The sequence below is a fragment of the Caldicellulosiruptor sp. DIB 104C genome (assembly GCF_028198085.1).
GTDB lineage: Bacteria > Bacillota > Thermoanaerobacteria > Caldicellulosiruptorales > Caldicellulosiruptoraceae > Caldicellulosiruptor > Caldicellulosiruptor saccharolyticus.
Map to the genome: position 1 here is coordinate 2,611,257 of NZ_CP116337.1, position 18,620 is coordinate 2,629,876.

Sequence of the window (18,620 nt, forward strand, 5' to 3'; positions counted from 1 at the left end):
ATAATTTTGAAATCCTTGACGCAAAATCTTTTCAAGTGCTACACTTGAAAAGAAGAGGATTGTAAAAAATTTTTTTGGGGGTTTGACAGGTGAACCTTATACTCCTTACAATTGGCTATCCCCATCCTAAAAGGGATGTGTTTGTGGGAAACGAGATAGATTTTCTTTGTAAGGCTTTTGACACGATCTATATTCTGCCAGTTCAAGCGGGCAAGATTTTACCCAAAAAATTAAAAAATGGTGACAAATACAAACCCCACGAAAAGGTAAAAGTGTGGGATGTTGAGTACACAATAAAGGATGTTTTATTTATTTCTCCAAGGCTAATAGGACTTGCAATAAAAGAAGCCTTCAAGGCAGTTTTTCAAAAAAGCACAATTAGGTATAAGATACTCTATCTTTGGATGATTTTTAGATGGATCTTTTTGACAAGCATAACATTGAAAAATCTTAGCAAACTATTTGAAAAAGAAGGAATTGACCCAAAAGATACAATCCTTTATTCCTATTGGTTTCACTTTTTGGCATTTGCTATTTCTCTTTTTAAAAAGCCTGTTGCGCTAAAAATCTCAAGAGCGCATCGCTCAGACCTATATAGAGAACTTTACCCTCAGCCCTGTAAGGAGTTTATAATAAATCACATTGATAAAGTATTTGCATGCTCCAAGATGGGTGCAGAATATATAAATAAAAGGTATAATACAGACAAAGCAGTCGTTTCATACCTTGGAACTTTCAATGACTATGAAATAAATCTTAACAAGAAAAGATCAAAGCCTTTTAAGATAGTCAGCTGTGCAAGGGTTGTATCTGTCAAAAGGGTTGAAAAAATAATAGATAGCCTTGAGAAGATTACAGACTATGAAATCTCATGGATTCACATAGGTGATGGTGATCTTTTTGGAAACATAAAAAATTATGCAGATGAGAAACTTTCAAAAAAAGAAAATATTAGCTACAATTTTCTGGGATTTATGCCGAACGATAGAATTACAGAGCTTTATGCCAAAGAGAATTTCAACCTGTTTGTAAATACAAGCTCATCTGAAGGTCTTCCAGTTTCAATCATGGAGGCAATGTCATTTGGAATACCAGTTGTGGCAACAGACGTTGGCGGTGTGCGTGAGATTGTAAAAGATGGATCAAATGGTTATTTGCTTGAAAAAGATTTTTCAGCAGATAGGCTCTCATCGTTAATAAAAAGATTTATTGAAATGCCAGAGATAGAGTATCAGAGATTTTGTATTGAGGCAAGAAAGACATGGGAAGAAAAGTTCAATGCTCAAAAAGCGTATGAGGAGTTTGTGAATACTGTGATAAAGCTTGCACAATCAAAAAAAGGAGCTGGGCTAAAACATGGAAAATAATAAGTTTGAGCTGCTACGGAAAATAGATCTTTTTTTACTAGACATGGATGGCACAATCTATCTTGGCGACAGGTTATTTGAGGGCAGCAAGGAGTTTGTACAGCTTTTAAAAGAAAATAATAAAGAGTTTTTGTTTTTGACAAACAACTCATCAAAAAGCTCTGATGACTACTTAAAAAAGTTATCAAAAATGGGAATTGAGATTACAAAAGAAAACCTTCTCACATCGGGTCAGGCAACTGCTATTTATCTTAAAAGTATTGACCAAAGAAGTGCTGTCAGTGCATATGTTGTGGGGACACAGTCTTTGAAAGATGAACTCAAAAGTTTTGGGATAAATGTTGTAAATAGCATTGAAAAAGAAGATGTAGATTACCTGATTGTTGGGTTTGACACAGAACTTACCTACAAAAAGCTACTGGATGCTTGCAAGCTTATAAGAAAAGGAGTGCCTTTTTTGGCAACAAACCCTGATTTGGTTTGTCCTCTTGACGGTGGTGAGTACATTCCAGATTGTGGCTCAATCTGTATAATGCTTGAAAATGCCACAAAGAAAAAGCCTCTTTATATTGGAAAGCCATCTTCAATAATTGTTGAGGTCATCTCAAGGTTTAAGAATGTAGAAAAAAGCAAAATGGCTATGATTGGCGACAGGCTCTATACAGATATAAAGATGGCAAATGACAATGGAATGATTTCAATTCTTGTTTTATCTGGCGAGACGAATTATGAGGATATAGAAAAATTCCAGGTAAAGCCTACTTTGATATATAACTCAATCGAGGATATCTATGAGGATTTGAAAATTCTTTACAGGGGTGTAAAGTGAAATGTGTGGAAGATATCTATTTTTGCCAGATGAACAAATCGAAGAGATAAAAAACATCTTACAAAGAATTAATCAAAAATTTTATGGTACACCATTTTTGGACAAACTCAAAATAGGAGAGATTTTCCCAACAGAGCTTGTCCCTGTAGTTGTTGCAAGTGAAGATGGGAAAGATGCTACAATTGCCCGCTGGGGTCTTCCTATTGAGGGCAAAAAGCAGGTGATAATAAACGCAAGGGCAGAGACTTTGCTTGAAAAGTGGACTTTCAAAAAGATAGCTCATCAAAGATGTCTTGTTCCAGCAGTCGGATTTTATGAGTGGCAAAAGCAAGATGATGGCAAGCAAAAGCTTTTAATAAAGCCTCAGGACAGAAGCCTTTTTTACATGGCGGGGCTTTACGAGAAAATCAATTTAGGAGATGACACTGAAATTGATGCATTTGTAATTATCACAACGCAACCAAATTTCCAAATTAAGCCAATTCATGACAGAATGCCAGTGGTACTAAAAAAAGAATATGAGGATTTGTGGCTTTTTGAAAAAGGTAATGAGAAAATCTTGAGGAAACTTTTTGAGACTGTGCTAAAACCATATGAGGGGGAAATGGAAATTGAAAAGATCAATGAGTAAGGAGATAAATTTGCATTTGTTCTAAAACATTAGATTTAGGAATCTTTTGAAGTCTAGTATGAGAAATTCTATTTACTCTTAGGATTAAAAATAAGTGCAATTATATACCCAAAAAACACAGCTGCAGCAATACCGCCAACTGTCCTTGATACTCCCCCTGTAAATGCCCTAACAAATCCAATTTTTTTCACCTCTCTGTGGAATTAAAAAGGTAACAATCTATTCAACTTCAATCGATAGTACATGCACAATTACAGGAATGCTCATATAAAAAACGCTAAAAGGCAGTTTTTCAGAGTATTTGTCCTTGGCTCAATAGATTTTACCATGCTCTGGTATTATTGAACTTTTTTCTTTTAAATTCATCCTTATTCCCCCACAAACCAGGATAACTGCTGCAAGTATCATTAGCCACTATTTTATGTCTATGTGGGCAAGGGGAGTGTGCACAATAAAAGAAGAATGTGAGCTTGAGAATGTTTTTGGTTTGGAGTAAGATATAATGTAGCAAGAGAAAGAAAAATTTTTGCAGCAAGAGAGGATTTATATAAGATGCTTCAAGACATAAAAGGCATGGTAAGCGACATTATATATAGAAACTTAGAAAACAACTACACAGTATTTGAGATACTCTGCGATGATGAGGTTTTCACAGCAGTTGGAATTGTACCTGACATTGTAATTGGTGAGAAAGTAAAAGTATATGGTGAATTTTATGTCCACCCTGTCTATGGTCAGCAGCTAAAAGTGTCGTACCTTGAAAAGCTTTTGCCGGAGACAAAGGATGAGATTTACCTCTACCTCTCTTCAGGTGTCATAAAAGGCATTGGGCAGAAGACTGCAAAGAAAATTGTGGAAATGTTTGGCGACGATACAATGAGAATTTTGCAGGAAGAACCTGAAAAGCTTTTGGCTGTACGCGGAATGACACCTGAGAAGGTTGAGAGAATAAAGAATATGTTTTCGTTCCAGAAGTTTTTAAAAGACATCATGACAATATTTTCCCAGTATGGACTTTCACAAAACCATGCAATGAGACTTTTTAAATTATATGGTTTTTCAGCTTTGGGTCTACTTTACGACAACCCCTATTTTTTACTTGACGTGTTTCCAGAGCTTGACTTTAAAAAAGTGGACAGGCTTGCATTTGACTTGGGAGTTTCACCTGATGATATGAGAAGAATCTCAGCAAAGATTGTAAATCTTTTAAACATGGGTAGCAATAATGAAGGGCATACATGCCTTCCAAAAGAAAAACTCATTTTGTTTGTTTCAAAGGCGCTTGAACAAGATACAGAGAAGGTTGAAGAAGCACTTGATAGTCTTATAAAAGCAAAAAGGGTTGTTATTGATACTGTTGACGGTCTTGAGATGGTTTTTTTATATGGATTTTTTGAGTGTGAAAGGTATATCGCGGAAAAGATTGCCTCAATGCTAAAGGAATATGATGACATTTTAGACATAGATGAAAGAATCTCTGAGTTTGAAAAGAAAAACAGCATAGTATTTTCTCAGAATCAGAAAAAAGCTATCAAAATGGCCCTAACTCAAGGTGTGAGTGTGATTACTGGGGGGCCCGGCACAGGAAAGACTACGATTATAAAATGTATAATTGAGATATTTGAGCAGGAAGGCAAAAAGGTTTTCTTGTGTGCACCAACTGGAAGGGCAGCAAAGAGGATGCAGCAGCAATGTGAAAAAGAGGCAAAGACTATTCACAGGCTTTTGGAAATGACTGTAACAGATTCTCAAGTGTTTTTTCAAAAAGGACCCAATAATCCCTTGAAATGTGATGTCATTATAGTTGATGAGATGAGCATGGTTGACAGCTACATTATGTACTATCTTCTTTCTGCGACAAAAGATACAACAAGACTTGTTTTAGTTGGCGATAAAGACCAGCTCCCTTCTGTTGGTGCAGGAAATATATTAAAAGACCTGATACGAAGCGATGTTGTTCCATATGTAAGGCTTACTGAAGTGTATAGACAAAGTGAAGACAGCTTTATAGTTTTAAACGCACACAGGATAAACAATGGTGAGTTTCCATACCTTCAGAAAAACAGTGATTTTTATTTCATTCAAAAAAATTCTCAAGAGGAAATACTAAAAACCATTGTTGAACTTGTAACAAAAAAGCTGCCAAACTATTTATCAGCCGACCCGCTGACAGACATTCAGGTTTTGTGTCCATCTAAAAAAGGAGTTGTGGGGATGTACAATATAAACAGGGTACTTCAGCAGTATTTAAATCCCAAAGATGGGTCTAAAAAGGAGGTTGTCTACAAAGAAAACACTTTCAGAGTCGGCGACAAGGTGATGCAAATAAAGAACAACTATTCACTTGAATTTACAATTATAGAAGGTGAAGAGAAGGGCAAGGTCTCAACAGGGATATTCAACGGCGATATTGGGGTTATAAAGGACATTGACAGGGCAGGCGGTGCAATGGAGATTGTATTTGACGATGACAAGCTTGTATTTTACGACTTTTCTCTCTTGGATGACTTGGAGCTTTCTTATGCCATGACTGTTCACAAATCCCAAGGGTCTGAGTTTAGGTGCATTGTAATGCCAGTTGTTGAGACCTACCCGATTTTAATGACAAGAAACCTTCTGTACACAGCAGTTACGCGCGCAAAGGAACTTGTTGTGCTGGTGGGTAAAAAAAGTGCCTTAGAGTACATGATAGCAAACCAAAAAGAGGCTATGCGATATTCAGCACTTTACGACTTTTTAAAAAGGAAGCTAAAAGATACGCAATTGCAAGCTTTATAATATCAGGTATTACAAATGGTGCAACACCTACCAAAAAAGCCTTTTTTAAAGTAAGATGAGCAGCAACTGCTAAAAACAAAAATCCCAATGTATAAATTAAGCACAAACCAACAATGAGAGCGAAAGCTGCGTTAATAATATCATTTTTTATTGGCTTTTTTGTATTTATATAGCTTGTTACAAATGCAGCAATTGGAAAAGCTATTAAATACCCACCTGTTGGGCCAACAAACTTAGAAAGCCCACCAGTAAACCCAGCGAAAACAGGAATACCAACAGCCCCCAAAAGGTCATAGACAAGAAGGCTTAAAAAAGCATACTTTGGTGGCAAAATTAAGCTTGCCAAGAAAATTGCCAAAACCTGCATAGTAAACGGCACAGGCCCAATTTGAATTGAAATTTGGCTACATGCAGCAACAACTGCTGCAAAAAGAGCAGAAAGAACAAGCATTTTTGTTGTATATGTGCTCTTTGTATATTCCATATTTTTTGCCCCCTTAAAGTAAACTTTTTATTTAAAAATGGTTTACTAAAAATATAGCAAGGAAATAGACAATTGTCAAGAAGGATGATGGGTGGTTTGGAAAAATGAAAAGAATTTAAATAAATGAGATGAAAAGAAAAAGATTTCTGTACTGCTTTTTTAAATTAATGTAGGTATTTACAACTTTGTATGGTTGTATTATTATAGATATTAAAGGGCAAATTTTTTAATTTTCTTTGGTTCCAAACTCTGGTTTTAAAGAAACATAAAAAGTTTATTAAAAATTTGGAGGGGAATAAATTATGAAAAGACTTTTGTCAGTTATACTTATTATACTTTTAAGCTTGAGTGTTTTGCCTACAGCTGGTGCAAAGAATGAAGTTAGTGTTACTTATGTGATAAAACCGTCGTTTGATTTTGGTGATGTAAGAGATTTTCACGAAGGGTTTGCTGCAGTGGAAAAAGGAGGTAAGTGGGGTTTTGTAGATAAGAGAGGTAAAGTTATTGTGCCTTTTATATATGATGAAGTATGGGATTTTCATGAAGGGCTTGCAAAGGTAAAGAAAGAAAACAAGTGGGGGTTTATAGACAAGACAGGAAAAGTAGTTGTGCCTATAATATATGACGAGATAGACTATAATTTTCTTGAGGGAATTGCAAAGGTTAAGAAGGGAGGTAAGTGGGGTTTTGTAGACAAAACTGGTAAAGAAGTTGTACCTTTAATATATGAAAGCGTAAGAGAATTTTCAGAAGGTCTTGCGTGGGTTAAAAAGGACGGCAAGTGGGGGATTATTGCAAATCCTCTTAAGACCAAAAACCTGCCGGTAAAAAGCAAATAATTTGTATCAGAAAAACAAAAGGGGATTTTAGCGAATTATGCCAAAATCCCCTCAATTTGTTTTTACCACTATTTACATTCTGCAAACTTTAAAAAATATGCTTTTGCGGTACCTATTAAAGCATTGGGGAAACTTAAAATGTAATCAAATGCTGGATTGAAACAGCAGGAGAAAAAGGAATGCAAATTCCACCGCCAGATGAGTATAAAGAAGAAGAGTACAGCGGAAGACTTGTTTTGCGCATTCCAAAGTCGCTTCATAAGCGCTTGGCAGAGGAAGCAAAAAAAGAAGGTGTCAGCTTAAATTCTTTTATTCAACATTTGATTTCTTACGCTTTGGGATGTAGAGAAAATAAAACGCAAGAATTGACTATTCCATATATTCCTGGTTCTACTCTTAAAGGATCGATCCGGAATATCTTTATAAAAAAGGAGCGTTACGTTCCTCCCGTTTTACAGCTGGGTAATTTCCAACAAAAAGATAGGAGGGATTAATTTGCCCAAAAAGAAAAGACATAGTTCATCATTTAAAGATTTAATAAAAGGAGTTGCAGTATTTTTGCAGGATGTGGAAGCAAAAAGCATGTTAGATTTATCGAATCCCCCTAAATCAATAGATCATACACTAAACTATGATTATAAAATTGTAAACATTGAAAATAACCAAGTAAACATTAAATTAGTGATAAATATTGAAAGTATACCTGAAAATCTTTTTAAGATAAAATTAGAGGTAATAGGAAAATACTTGTTTAAAGAAGCCATTAATGAAGAGATAGTTTTAAATGATGTTCCTTTTTTACTTGATGCACTTGCACCTGAAGTAAGCTATATAGTGAGTTTTTTGACAGACAGAATGTTAAAACAGCCATACATTATCCCGCCTATAATTTCACTTGAGCTGGATGTTCCAAAAGACACAAAAAAGAAAAATACAAAAGCCTCCATCTAACATAGAGCTTTTGCGCAAATTTTTCTATGTAAGGAAGTTACTTTTTTTAATAAAATTTCTTCTATCCAATTGTGTGACAATATGATATAATATTCTCAACAAAATGCAAACGTTTGCTGATTAAGAATTGATTTTGCATGGACTAAAAAAAGCAGAAAGGGGAGAGTTCTTTTGCAAAATTCCAGTCTTCTGAACCTGCTGCAGATTCTCAAAGAAAAATCTGAGAAGTGGAGCAAAACAAATGACTATAGAATACCAAAGATATGGGATAGTTTCAACTATTCAGGTGAGGAAAAAAGAGAAAATTTTGATGGCACAATTTCGGTAAATCCTTATAACTTTCTCTATGAATGCATAACAAAAGCTATTTTACCCTATGCAGATTCAAATACTAATTACCTGCAATCGTTAGCACAAATTGAAAGAAAAAAAGGAGTTTTTTTATCTGCTCAAGGCAATTGGATTAAAAAAAGCAGCGTCTATGGAATGCAGATAAGAACAAGCTCTGCTTGGGACCATGACAGCGATGGAGAGTTAAAACTTGAAAATGAATTTGCACTTAAAGACACTGGAACTTTCGTTAAAACAATTGCGCTTTTGCCTCTTATCAAAAAGATGGGGTTTGACACCATTTACACACTTCCTATTACCAAAAACAGCACAAGATACAAAAAGGGTGAGATGGGCTCACCATATGCAGTCAAGAACTTTTTTGAACTTGACCCTGTTTTGAAAGACCCTATGACAGATGAACTTTCAATAGAAGAAGAGTTTGCAGCTCTTATTGAGGCTTGCCACATACTTGGAATAAGATTTGTTATAGACATAATACCGCGAACATCTGCAAGGGATTCAGATTTTATCTTAGAACATCCTGATTGGTTTTACTGGATAAAAGTCTCAGACAGAGAAAAATACAGCCTACCAAAGCTAACACTGATAAAAGAGTTCACAAAGGCAGATGAGTCTAACATTGAACTTATCTACAAAGACCCCGCTGTAAAGGAGCATCTAAAGCTTTTTATGCCCTCACCTGACAAGTACGCACCTGAAAAGTGGGAAAAAATAAAAGAAAGTTGCAAGAAAAATCCAGATATAGACTTTTTTGAGCTGATAGAAAAGGAAATAGGGCTTACAACTGCACCTGCGTTTTCTGACTGTCTGAACGACCCACAGCCGCCCTGGACAGATGTTACGTATTTGAGGCTTTATTTAGACCATCCTGTGCAGTCTGCAAAATATGTAGATCAAGACCAGCCACCTTATATTCTTTTTGATACTATAAGGGCAAATATTTTCAAAGGTAAAAAGCCAAACATAGAACTTTGGGAAAGGATTTCAAACATCATTGTACATTACCAGCAGAAGTTTGGGATTGATGGTGCACGAATAGATATGGGTCATGCGCTGCCAAAAGAGTTGGAAGACATGATAATCTCCAAGGCAAAAGAAGTGGATCCTGATTTTTGCTTTATTGCAGAAGAGCTAAGTTTGAGCGGCGACAAGAAAGCAAAAGAGTCAGGCTATGACATGATAATTGGAGATGTTTGGGCAAGAGAGCCAAGGTATTATGAGGGAAATCTCAAAAAGATGATAGACAAGCTTTTGAAATTAAAACTTCCTGTTTTTGCAGCATCTGAGATTCCAGACAGTCCGCGGGCGGCCTCAAGGGTAGGCGGCAAAAATTTTTCAAGGTTTTCTGTTGTTCTCAACAACTTTTTGCCAAATGCAGTTTTCTTCTTGACATCAGGGCAAGAGGTTTTTGAGGTCCAGCCGATGAACTTAGGACTTGACCCACAGCCAGATGGAAGGTTTAAGTTACTTAAGTCTGACCCGCTTTACGGCAAGCTTGCATTCTTTGACAGATATGCTCTTCACTGGACAAATGACGGCGCTCAAGAGATGATAGAAATAATTTCTGCTGTGTCAAAAATAAGAAAAAGGTATGTTGATTTTATTAAACCTGAAAACTATATTAAGTTTCCATACAACAGCAAATTTGTCGTAGCATTTGGCTACAAGCTTGGGCTAAAGGCTGAGAAGTATTTGATTGTCATTGCAAATGCTGATTTGCTAAGAGCAAAGAGAGTAGAAATTAATTTAGAAAAGGCACAGCTTGGTTTGGCAAGAGAAATAAAAGAAGTTGGCACGCTATTTGCTCTTAAAAGTACCAGCCCTGTAAAGTTTCAAGATCAAAAACTCAGCATCTTTTTAGAGCCTTTGGATATAAAAATTGTTTTAGCAAAATAAAAAGAAGGGGCTTTGTTCCAAAAACGGTGGATGAAAAGCCCCTTCTATTTTTATGTATGAAACTGTTTTACATAGAAAAACTTCTTTTAGAGAGTTATTTCTACAACTTCATTTGCCCTGTCAAGGACAAAATTAGCTTTTTTGTCTTTGCAAACAACTTCATATTCGCCCATGAAACCTGATACTTTTACAGTGCCATTTTCGTCTGTAATCAACCTTTGTGTATCTGTCCACCATTCTTTCTTTATCAATTGGTAAAGGGTGGAGTAAATAGGTTTTACTCTGCCATCTTTTGTAATAAATCCGGCTGGTGCGCCAAGCCAAGCGAAAGTATCAATGAAATTCCACCATGTAATTGCTTCAACAAGTGGGTGTGCAAACAACATTTTGTAGAAAAGTTTTGCTTCCATTGCCTGCCTTTCTTCGCCCTCAGGAGTTGATGGCCAGCTTTCAGGCTTGTAATCGTTGAGGTCTTTTATATGCGGTGGCATAAGCTTTCCAGAGATTAACGTAACTTCTGTAAAGTGAAGAGGCAAGCCGAAACGTGAAAACCTTTCAAGCACTTCCTCTGTTTTCTCCACTCCCCAGAAACCCTGGTGCATATGTGACTGTATTCCTATTGCATCAATCTTCACACCTGCATCAAGCAATGCTTCAATCAATATTTCATAGGCGTCTGATACAACATAGTCATTGATAAGCAGAATGCTTTTCGGGTTTGCCTCTCTTGCTGCGTCAAAGACCATTTTGACAAGACCTATTCTGCCGTATTGCCTGCAAATTCTGGTGATTCCATTGTCGTATTTGTTGAAGTTTGGCATTATAACAACCTCATTTATTACATCCCACATATCGATAAGACCGGCAAAATCGCTTACCTCACGCTTTATCCTCATAAGCTGAGCTTCTAAAATTTGGTCATTGGTAAGCTCTAAAAGCCAGTCAGCAGTAACTGTGTGCCAGCAAAGTGGATGACCTTTGAGAACAAAACCACCATTTTTTAACCACTCAGCTGCTTTTTTAAGCCGCTGCGTATCTGGTTTGCCCCTGACAGGTTCGAACCTGCCCCAGTAAAAAGGAAGAGTAGCAAAGTTGAAAAGGCCAACAAATTTTTCAAAGGCCATCTCAGTTTTTTCTTTCAGGTCACCTGAAAACTCGCCGTTTACAAAAGGAACAATTGAAAATTCTGCACATCCAAATAAAAACTTGTGTTTTTTCTGGCTGACTGTGATTTCAACATTTTTCAAAGGTTTGCCATCAGCTGCGGTGATTTTCAATAGAACTTGGCTTTTTCGGTGTTCGTATCTATCCATTTTTAAAACCTCCTAAAAACAAATATTCACAAAACTCAAGTTTAATCGTATTACCAGCTACTTAATTTCAACAATTTCACCTCCTTTTACTTCCACAGTACGGCCATTTACAGAAAGCCATACAGAAATAGCCGAAGGGTTGTAAACAATATCTCTTTTTACAGAAAACTCAAGCATTCTCAACGCTTTGATGTATCTTACAATTTCAATATTTGTGGCAAACCAAACAGAAGTTGTTTTTGAAACCATCTTGCAAAAATCTTCCATAAGCTTCCAGTTGTTTTCTCGTTCAAACTCGAAACTGTGGCCCCATACATACATAAGTTGTAGATGATTTTTATTTTCTGTTTCCAGAAACCTCTTTGTAATTTCGAGCAAATCTTGTTTATGATGGCAGGTTGGATTCCACACAAAAAAATTTGTTGGTATGTTAAAACTGTAATCAGAATTTACCGTCCTTGAATATTCAATGCCAAGCGATGGCAAAATCTTAACAACTTCTTCATTGTAAACTCCATATGGATATGACATTCCTTTGACTGGATATCCAACCAGGGTCTCTAAGTATTTCCTGTCTTCAATAATCTCTTCAATTATGCTTTCAAGGGGTATTGAGTCTAAAAAAGGATGAGTTTTTGCATGTATTCCAACTTCATGCCCTCTGTAAAGCTTAGAAACTTCATCAGGAAGAACAAAGATATCCTTGCCGAGATTTGCTGAGTTTAAAAAGAAAGTTCCTTTAATTCCGTATTCGTTAAATAAACTGACAAGTTTTCTGTCATATACCTGTCCATCGTCATAGCTCATTGTAAGCGCCTTCGATCTGCCACCTGGGAATAAATAGCATATATTCATTTATAATCCCTCCATTAAGCGAAATATTTTAAATCTCATCTTCAGTTGTAAAAGGAGATGCTGGCAAACCCTCTTTGTTGTAAAGATTTGCACCTTCTGGATTGTCAGCCCAAGCATATCTTACATAAACAGGGTTTTGAATACTGTCGTGCCACACAACCACTTTGTCACCTTCAACTGCAGCATTTGCCCATACAAATTTTTTGTCTTTTCCAGCTATTGCAAAGTGTTTTAGCATACATCCTCCTTTTGCAACAAGCCCGCTGCCCACTTCTGAAAACTCTAAGATGATTTTGTTTCCTTCAATTTTCATGGATTTGTAAAGAGGACCTGATGCGACCAAGTCTTTTTCACCGTAAGCCACTTTTTTCGCAAGAAGAGCAAGCCTTTGAGCTACATCTTTTTTGTTCGATGGGTGAAGGTCGTTCCACTCACCAAGGTCAATTACAACTGCCATTCCCACATTGTCAAGGGAAAGAAGTGCTCTTCTTTGTTCTTCTCTCAGCCTTGCCCAGTTGCTCTCACAAGGCTGCGGCTTTGCTTCCATAAAGTTTGCAAGCTGCACATATAAAAATGGTAGATTGCTATCACCCCATTTCTTTCTCCAGTCTTCAACAAGGCTACATAGCTTTTTGCAGTAGCCTTCAGGCCTGTCTGTATTGGACTCACCCTGGTACCATATTATACCTTTTATACTGTAGTTTAGAAGCGGTGTAATCATTCCATTGAACAGACCTGTAGGTTTGTACTGCCAAAAAGTTTGTGGTGGCAGAGGTTCTTTGGTTTGAACTCCAACCTTGCACAGCCATTGACCTTTGAGGTCAAGCTTGCAATCTTCTGTAAATAGCTTATATTCTTTTCCTTTTACAAATTCACCATTTCCATCGTTGCTTATAACCCTTACAACAATTGTATTTTTTCCTTCTTTTAGAAGACCTGCAGGTATATTATACTTTCTTGGTGGATATCGATATGAAGTTGAACCAATCAGCTTTCCGTTGACATATGTAAAGTCACTGTCAACTATTGTCCCAAGATATAATTTTGCTGGTTTTCCTGCCATGTAAGAAGGTATGTCTACTTCTTTTCTGAACCACACAACACCTATTGTTGAGTCAAGTCCCATTTCCTTCCATGTAGCCGGGATGTTTACTATTTTCCAATCAGATGGGCTATAGTTTTCATCAAAGAATGGTAGAGGTTGATTTTTAAGTCCAATGTCAAAAGCATCTAAATAGTCAAACCATGCCTTTATTTTTGCCTCTTGTTCTTTTTTGACAGATTCTATATAGCCGTCGTCTTTGAGTTTTTCAAGTTCTTCAGGATTTTCAAGAAAGTTGTATACTATGTCTTTGCTCATCCACGCTTCTATTGGAGTTCCACCAACACATGCTTTAATCAGTCCAATTGGTATGTTGTATTTTTTGTAAAGCGCTTTTGCAAAAAAATACCCCACAGCTGAAAATTTAAGTACTGTTTCTTTATTCAAAGGCTCCCAGACTCCCCCCTCTAAATCTTCCTTTGGACCTTTGAAATGGTATCTGTCTGGAACTGTAAATTGTCTAATTAAAGGAATATCGCAATCGTCAAGTTCTTCCTTGTAGATATCTATTACTCTTTCCATTGGCACAACCATATTCGATTGTCCAGAGCAAACCCATACATCACCAATCAGTATGTCTTTAATAGTAATAACTGAATTTTGGGACTTTATTTCCATAGAGTAAGGACCTCCTGCCTGCATTGGTGGCAGAGTAACTTCCCATTTTCCGTCATCATCAGCTGCAGTCATATATGATTTGCCTGAAAAGTTTACTGTTACTGTTTCTCTTGGCTCAGCGCAGCCCCATACCTTTACTTTTTTATCTCTTTGAAGTACCATTCCATCACTCAGTAAAAGTGGCAATCTTAATGGCATAATTAATCACCTCGAAACAATATTAATGTTTTTTAAATTTGGATTGTTTGAATCTACAAAGTGGAAACTATTTTAGTATTTTTTGGACCTTTCAATATAAGAAAACGATTTCAAAGAAAGATACAAGCCTAAACCCATACCCTCATTAACTCTGGTTGTAAAAACCAAATGAGATAGAAAATTAAAATGTGATTAGCTTCTGCAGTTTTGAGTGTTGAAATATAAAATTAACCTAAATTATGATAACTAATTTACAAATATTATATCACTCAAGAAAGGTAAAGAAAACTGAATAATTAAAAATGTCAGAACAATTTCTCAAGAGGTGAAAAAGGTTCTATTGAAAATATTTTTCTGCTACCTAATTAGTGATATCTTTTCCATTGTAATTGCCTATTATTTTAATTTTTATTATACATATGGATACAATTCAGCAAAAATTTACTAAGCTAAAATGGAGACGGCAAAGAAAGTAATTCAAAAAGAGTATGACGATAACGAAATTGCTGAGCTTACAGATTTCTTGAAATAAAACAAATAAAAAATTGAGAAAACCACTATTAAATTAGCTGATTTTTAAAGCCTCCTTTCTCAAAGCCTCTATAGTCTCCAAGCTTTTTAAAACAAGCAGAGACAAAAAAAGAAAGAAGGCTTTTGCTTCAAAGAGAATAATGTCGCCAAAGAGCATATTCAAATGCGCTTTTAAACCTTTTAGTAATTTGTAAATATTCTGGAGACCTTTGTGAACAAAGTGGATAGATTTTGTTACACAAGTGTTAAAAAAATATGTAAATTTTTTTTGTGACTTGTATAAAGAAAAAATTACTAAACAATTTCCAACAAAGATGATATAATATACTCAAGCATTACTTCTAAAACTTTCAAATATTTTGTGAGGAGAGAGAAAAGGGATGGGTAAGTTGTTAAAAAGATTAGCTACTTTTGTATTTTTGGTTTGCTTTACAGTAAATATCGTTGCTTTTGTTGGCATAGCAGCAAACACCCAAGCTTATAACCAGGCAGCAACAGTGTTAAAACAAAAAGGAGTGATGACAGGAGATACTAAAGGAAATCTTAACCTTGACAAGCCTCTTAAAAGATCAGAAATAGCAAAGATGATGATAATTCTTCTTGGCAAAAAACCTTTGGCAGATTTTTATGCAAACCAGAAAAGATCTTCTTTTAAAGATGTCCCAGTATCACACTGGGCTTTAGGATATATTGAAGCAGCAAAGAATATAGGGCTTATAACAGGATATCCTGATGGAACATTTAGGCCTGACCAGTACTTAAAAGTGGAAGAACTCACTGCAATGGTTGTAAGGGCTCTGGGCGTTAAAGAAAATGAGCTAAAAGGGAAATATCCATTAAATTACATCAAAAAAGCCTATGATATGAACATTTACTTTGGAATTGAGGCTGAGATTGAGGTTGGAAAGCTTATTACACGCGGTCAGACAGCAGTTATTCTATACAATGCATTTTTGAATGAGTCGCTAAAAGAAGCAAAACCTGTTGCAATTGAAAGCATTGACAATACAACTGTAAAAGTCACCTTTGACAAGGAACTGAAAACACTTGACAAGTCTAACTTTGCGTTTGACAATGGACTGAACGTCTTAGATGTCAAATTTGCCGACTCTACAAAGAAGGTTGTTGAAATAAAGACAGCTGCCCAGCAGGAAGGAAAAGAATACACATTTGTTTACAAAGGACAAGCAACCAATTTGAAATTTACAGCTAAAGTCATTCCATTTGGCTTAAGTGAGGATATAAAGGTTGAAAGTCTCAAGAAGATAGACATAAAATTCACAAAAGCAATTTCTCAAAGCCAGATTGACTCGTTGCCAATTAAGGTGTATGTCAACGACAAAGAGGACTCAACAGCAAAGTTTGCAGTATCACAAGATTTCAAAACAGTGAGTATAATATTTCAAAACAAATTAAATCAAGGCGACAAAGTAAGAATTGTAATTACAAACCTTATGTCAGAAACTGGACAGAGCTTTAGCATCACAAAAGAGATATCCTGCATTGATGCTACCCAGCCCAAAGTAGTTGATTTTAAAGTTATTAACAGCAAAAAGTTTAAAGTGATATTCAATGAGCCAATTGATAGCAGTTCAAATGGAAGTTTTAAGATCTGCGATGTATCTTCTGTAGGTGCAACAATAAAAGTTGATGGAAACTACCTTTATGCAAAGGTTACACCAAAGTATGAAGAGAATGCAATTGAGATTGAAAACTACACACCGCTTGCAGATGGCAGCCACACGATTGAAATTGCTGATGCCAAAGACTTTGCAGGCTACAGGATTGCATACTATAAAACAACCTTCACCACAACCCTTGACAGAACACCACCAAGGCATGTTGCTTTGAACTTTGTTGCAAACAATAGGCTCCAGCTTGTATTTGATGAGGAGATAAGAACAATTGATGGTAGCACGCCAACTGGAGAGTATGAAGTGTATCAGGCATCAGACAACACAAACCATGCAATTGGTGCAAAAGTGAAACTGCTATCAGATGGAAAGACAGTTGACATTGAACTTGCCTCCGCTTTGAAGCTTGATGTCAGAGCGCTTGTGTCTTTTGAGATAAGGTACAGAAATGTTGAGGATCTTCTTGGGAACAAAGATACAAACTGGGTAGTGGTTTCTTCAAAAGCAAACGATGATACAACAAAACCCTCTGTAAAGTCTGTTGAGGTTTTAGAAGGGAATGTTATAAAAGTTACATTTTCAGAGAGTGTCAATGCCCAGGACAGAGTGTCTTCGTTCAAGCTTCTGTCCTCTGATGGACAAACAATTTTAGATCAGGTTGCAAAAAGTGTTCAGAGGCTAAAAGAAAATGACTATTCAACATATTTGGTGGAATTCAGCTCTCTTGAAAAAGTAAACGGTGGGACATACATCTTAAAAATCAGTAGTATTCCAGATGTGTCTGTAAGGGAAAACATAATGGATGACGCTACTTTATCATTTGCTGCAAAAGACACATTGCCGCCAACAATTACAGCGGCCATTGCAAAGTATGACCCTGCCTCTGACAATGATAAAATAGACATCTTCTTCTCAGAGGCAATGGATGTTGATAAATTAAAGAACCTTAGCAGTTACTTTATAGGTAGTACATCTGCCACAATACCACTTTCAAGCGTCAAAGGTGCAAAGGTTGACTATATATCACCTTCTGCAAACAGGGTGACACTTTTGATACCCGGTGCTGATGATAAAACACCTGGAAAGTGGTCTGTAGCAGGTGGTGTGGTTGACAAGCTTGCAGCACCTACTTTAACTGATACAGCAGGGAATTTTTTGGCAAATGCAACAATTGCAATGCCGTATTCAATTCTTGCCAACTTCAAAGGTATATCACCGCAAGACATTGAGGTTTTAGCAATTGACAAAAACACAATCCAGATAAAGGTACTAAATGACTATATATTTGCATCATTTGACCCAGCTTCGATAATGTTCAGAAATGCCCAAAGCACAACCAGCCTCAATGGCAATCCTGATAACGACAAAATTGTAAGCCTTGGAATTGTAAGCTATGTACTTAGTCCTGATAAAAAGGTAGTGACACTAAAAACAGCGGCTCTGTTAACGTCTGATGCTAAAGCGGATACAAATGACGCGGGCCAGGAACCTGAAGATCTAAAAATCTATACAACAGGTTCAGGCATAAAAGACCAGTTTGACCAGGTGCTGAATATTCCGCCTACATTGGATGTAAACTTTTATCCGAATATAAAACTGAAGGACAAAATTTCACCACAGCAGCTTTCTGTATCTGTTGGCACAGGTCAAAACTCTGATACCATAATTGTTACGTTTGATGAGCCTGTTACAACTTTGCCTGGTATAAACAATACAATCTTGGCAGCAGGCATTGAGCTAAAAGATGGAACTGCAACACTTTTGCCTGATATCGACTATACAGCTTACACTCAAAATGGAGTTCTTTATATAAAAGTCAAAAAACCAGGAGTTGTTGACAGGTCAATTTCTGTCGAAATAAAAAGACCTGATTTGATTATAGACTACAATGGCAATCCAGTGGTTCCTGCAAAAGCTCAGGTTGTCGACCATGTGACAGAAAGGACATCACCTGATGTGTCAGCAGAGTTTTCTACAACTGATACAAGAAAGGTAAAACTTACATTTACAGAACCAATGGACCCAGCAACATTGGTCCCTCAGAACTTCTCCTGCGTTGCAGGCGGGAATATAATAAGCTTTGTAAAATCTTCTGACAATAGAGTTGTTGAAATAACATTTACAAACCCACTACCAGCAGGGAGCATTGTAAACATATCACCAAATGTCAAGGATTTGGCAGGAAATTCTGTCTTGACCCAGGCTGTGAAGAAGTAGTTGGGTTTGTGGTATAATTATAT

General features: G+C 36.4%; 13 protein-coding genes and 1 pseudogene. 9 read left to right on the plus strand and 5 right to left on the minus strand.

The annotated features are described in order from the left end of the window. The first annotated feature begins 89 nt into the window (after positions 1-89). The 3 genes from PGC14_RS12795 to PGC14_RS12805 are packed head-to-tail and all read left to right on the plus strand — an operon-like array spanning position 90 to position 2,827. Positions 90-1,367, plus strand: a complete 1,278-nt coding sequence (locus tag PGC14_RS12795) for a glycosyltransferase (RefSeq protein ID WP_271629137.1) — start codon at positions 90-92, stop codon at positions 1,365-1,367. Next, a complete protein-coding gene (locus tag PGC14_RS12800) occupies positions 1,357-2,196 on the plus strand; it encodes an HAD-IIA family hydrolase (RefSeq protein ID WP_271629138.1) in 840 nt (279 codons plus the stop codon). The genes PGC14_RS12795 and PGC14_RS12800 overlap by 11 nt, the downstream gene beginning before the upstream one ends. Before the next feature lies 1 nt (position 2,197). After that, a complete protein-coding gene (locus tag PGC14_RS12805) occupies positions 2,198-2,827 on the plus strand; it encodes an SOS response-associated peptidase (protein ID WP_039767482.1) in 630 nt (209 codons plus the stop codon). A 68-nt stretch (positions 2,828-2,895) separates the two neighbouring features. Here PGC14_RS12805 and PGC14_RS13530 read toward each other — a convergent pair. Then, positions 2,896-3,021: pseudogene (locus PGC14_RS13530) on the minus strand (stage V sporulation protein AE); the annotation flags it as partial. 358 nt (positions 3,022-3,379) lie between these two features. On the opposite strand from PGC14_RS13530, the gene PGC14_RS12810 reads away from it, so the two are divergent. After that, positions 3,380-5,605, plus strand: coding sequence for an ATP-dependent RecD-like DNA helicase (locus tag PGC14_RS12810; RefSeq protein WP_271629139.1), 2,226 nt, complete (start codon positions 3,380-3,382; stop codon positions 5,603-5,605). On the opposite strand, the gene PGC14_RS12815 is transcribed toward PGC14_RS12810, so the two are convergent. Then, the gene (locus PGC14_RS12815) at positions 5,535-6,089 is read right to left on the minus strand and encodes a biotin transporter BioY (RefSeq protein WP_127351006.1); all 555 of its coding nucleotides are present in this window, start codon (positions 6,087-6,089) and stop codon (positions 5,535-5,537) included. The genes PGC14_RS12810 and PGC14_RS12815 overlap by 71 nt on opposite strands. A gap of 302 nt (positions 6,090-6,391) precedes the next feature. Between PGC14_RS12815 and PGC14_RS12820 the strand changes: the two genes are divergently transcribed. From PGC14_RS12820 to PGC14_RS12835, 4 genes are all read left to right on the plus strand, one after another. After that, the gene (locus PGC14_RS12820; protein WP_271629140.1) at positions 6,392-6,928 is read left to right on the plus strand and encodes a WG repeat-containing protein; all 537 of its coding nucleotides are present in this window, start codon (positions 6,392-6,394) and stop codon (positions 6,926-6,928) included. Positions 6,929-7,107: 179 nt separating this feature from the next. Beyond that, entirely contained in the window at positions 7,108-7,422 is a 315-nt protein-coding gene (locus PGC14_RS12825; RefSeq protein WP_271629141.1) for a toxin-antitoxin system HicB family antitoxin, read from the plus strand. Position 7,423: 1 nt separating this feature from the next. Next, the gene (locus PGC14_RS12830; protein ID WP_271629142.1) at positions 7,424-7,879 is read left to right on the plus strand and encodes a hypothetical protein; all 456 of its coding nucleotides are present in this window, start codon (positions 7,424-7,426) and stop codon (positions 7,877-7,879) included. Positions 7,880-8,050: 171 nt separating this feature from the next. Further along, positions 8,051-10,129, plus strand: coding sequence for an alpha-amylase family glycosyl hydrolase (locus PGC14_RS12835; RefSeq protein WP_271629143.1), 2,079 nt, complete (start codon positions 8,051-8,053; stop codon positions 10,127-10,129). Between the two features lie 86 nt (positions 10,130-10,215). On the opposite strand, the gene PGC14_RS12840 is transcribed toward PGC14_RS12835, so the two are convergent. From PGC14_RS12840 to PGC14_RS12850, 3 genes are read right to left on the minus strand one after another with little or no spacing between them, the layout of a single operon-like run. After that, on the minus strand, positions 10,216-11,442 hold the full coding sequence (locus tag PGC14_RS12840) for an endo-1,4-beta-xylanase (protein WP_271629144.1): 1,227 nt from the start codon (positions 11,440-11,442) through the stop codon (positions 10,216-10,218). A gap of 57 nt (positions 11,443-11,499) precedes the next feature. After that, positions 11,500-12,297: a polysaccharide deacetylase family protein gene (locus tag PGC14_RS12845; RefSeq protein WP_271629145.1), complete on the minus strand. Its 798-nt coding sequence runs from the start codon at positions 12,295-12,297 to the stop codon at positions 11,500-11,502. Between the two features lie 28 nt (positions 12,298-12,325). Further along, entirely contained in the window at positions 12,326-14,215 is a 1,890-nt protein-coding gene (locus PGC14_RS12850) for a sialate O-acetylesterase (RefSeq protein ID WP_271629146.1), read from the minus strand. Between the two features lie 911 nt (positions 14,216-15,126). On the opposite strand from PGC14_RS12850, the gene PGC14_RS12855 reads away from it, so the two are divergent. Then, positions 15,127-18,597, plus strand: coding sequence for an Ig-like domain-containing protein (locus PGC14_RS12855; RefSeq protein WP_039767463.1), 3,471 nt, complete (start codon positions 15,127-15,129; stop codon positions 18,595-18,597). Positions 18,598-18,620 lie beyond the last annotated feature (23 nt).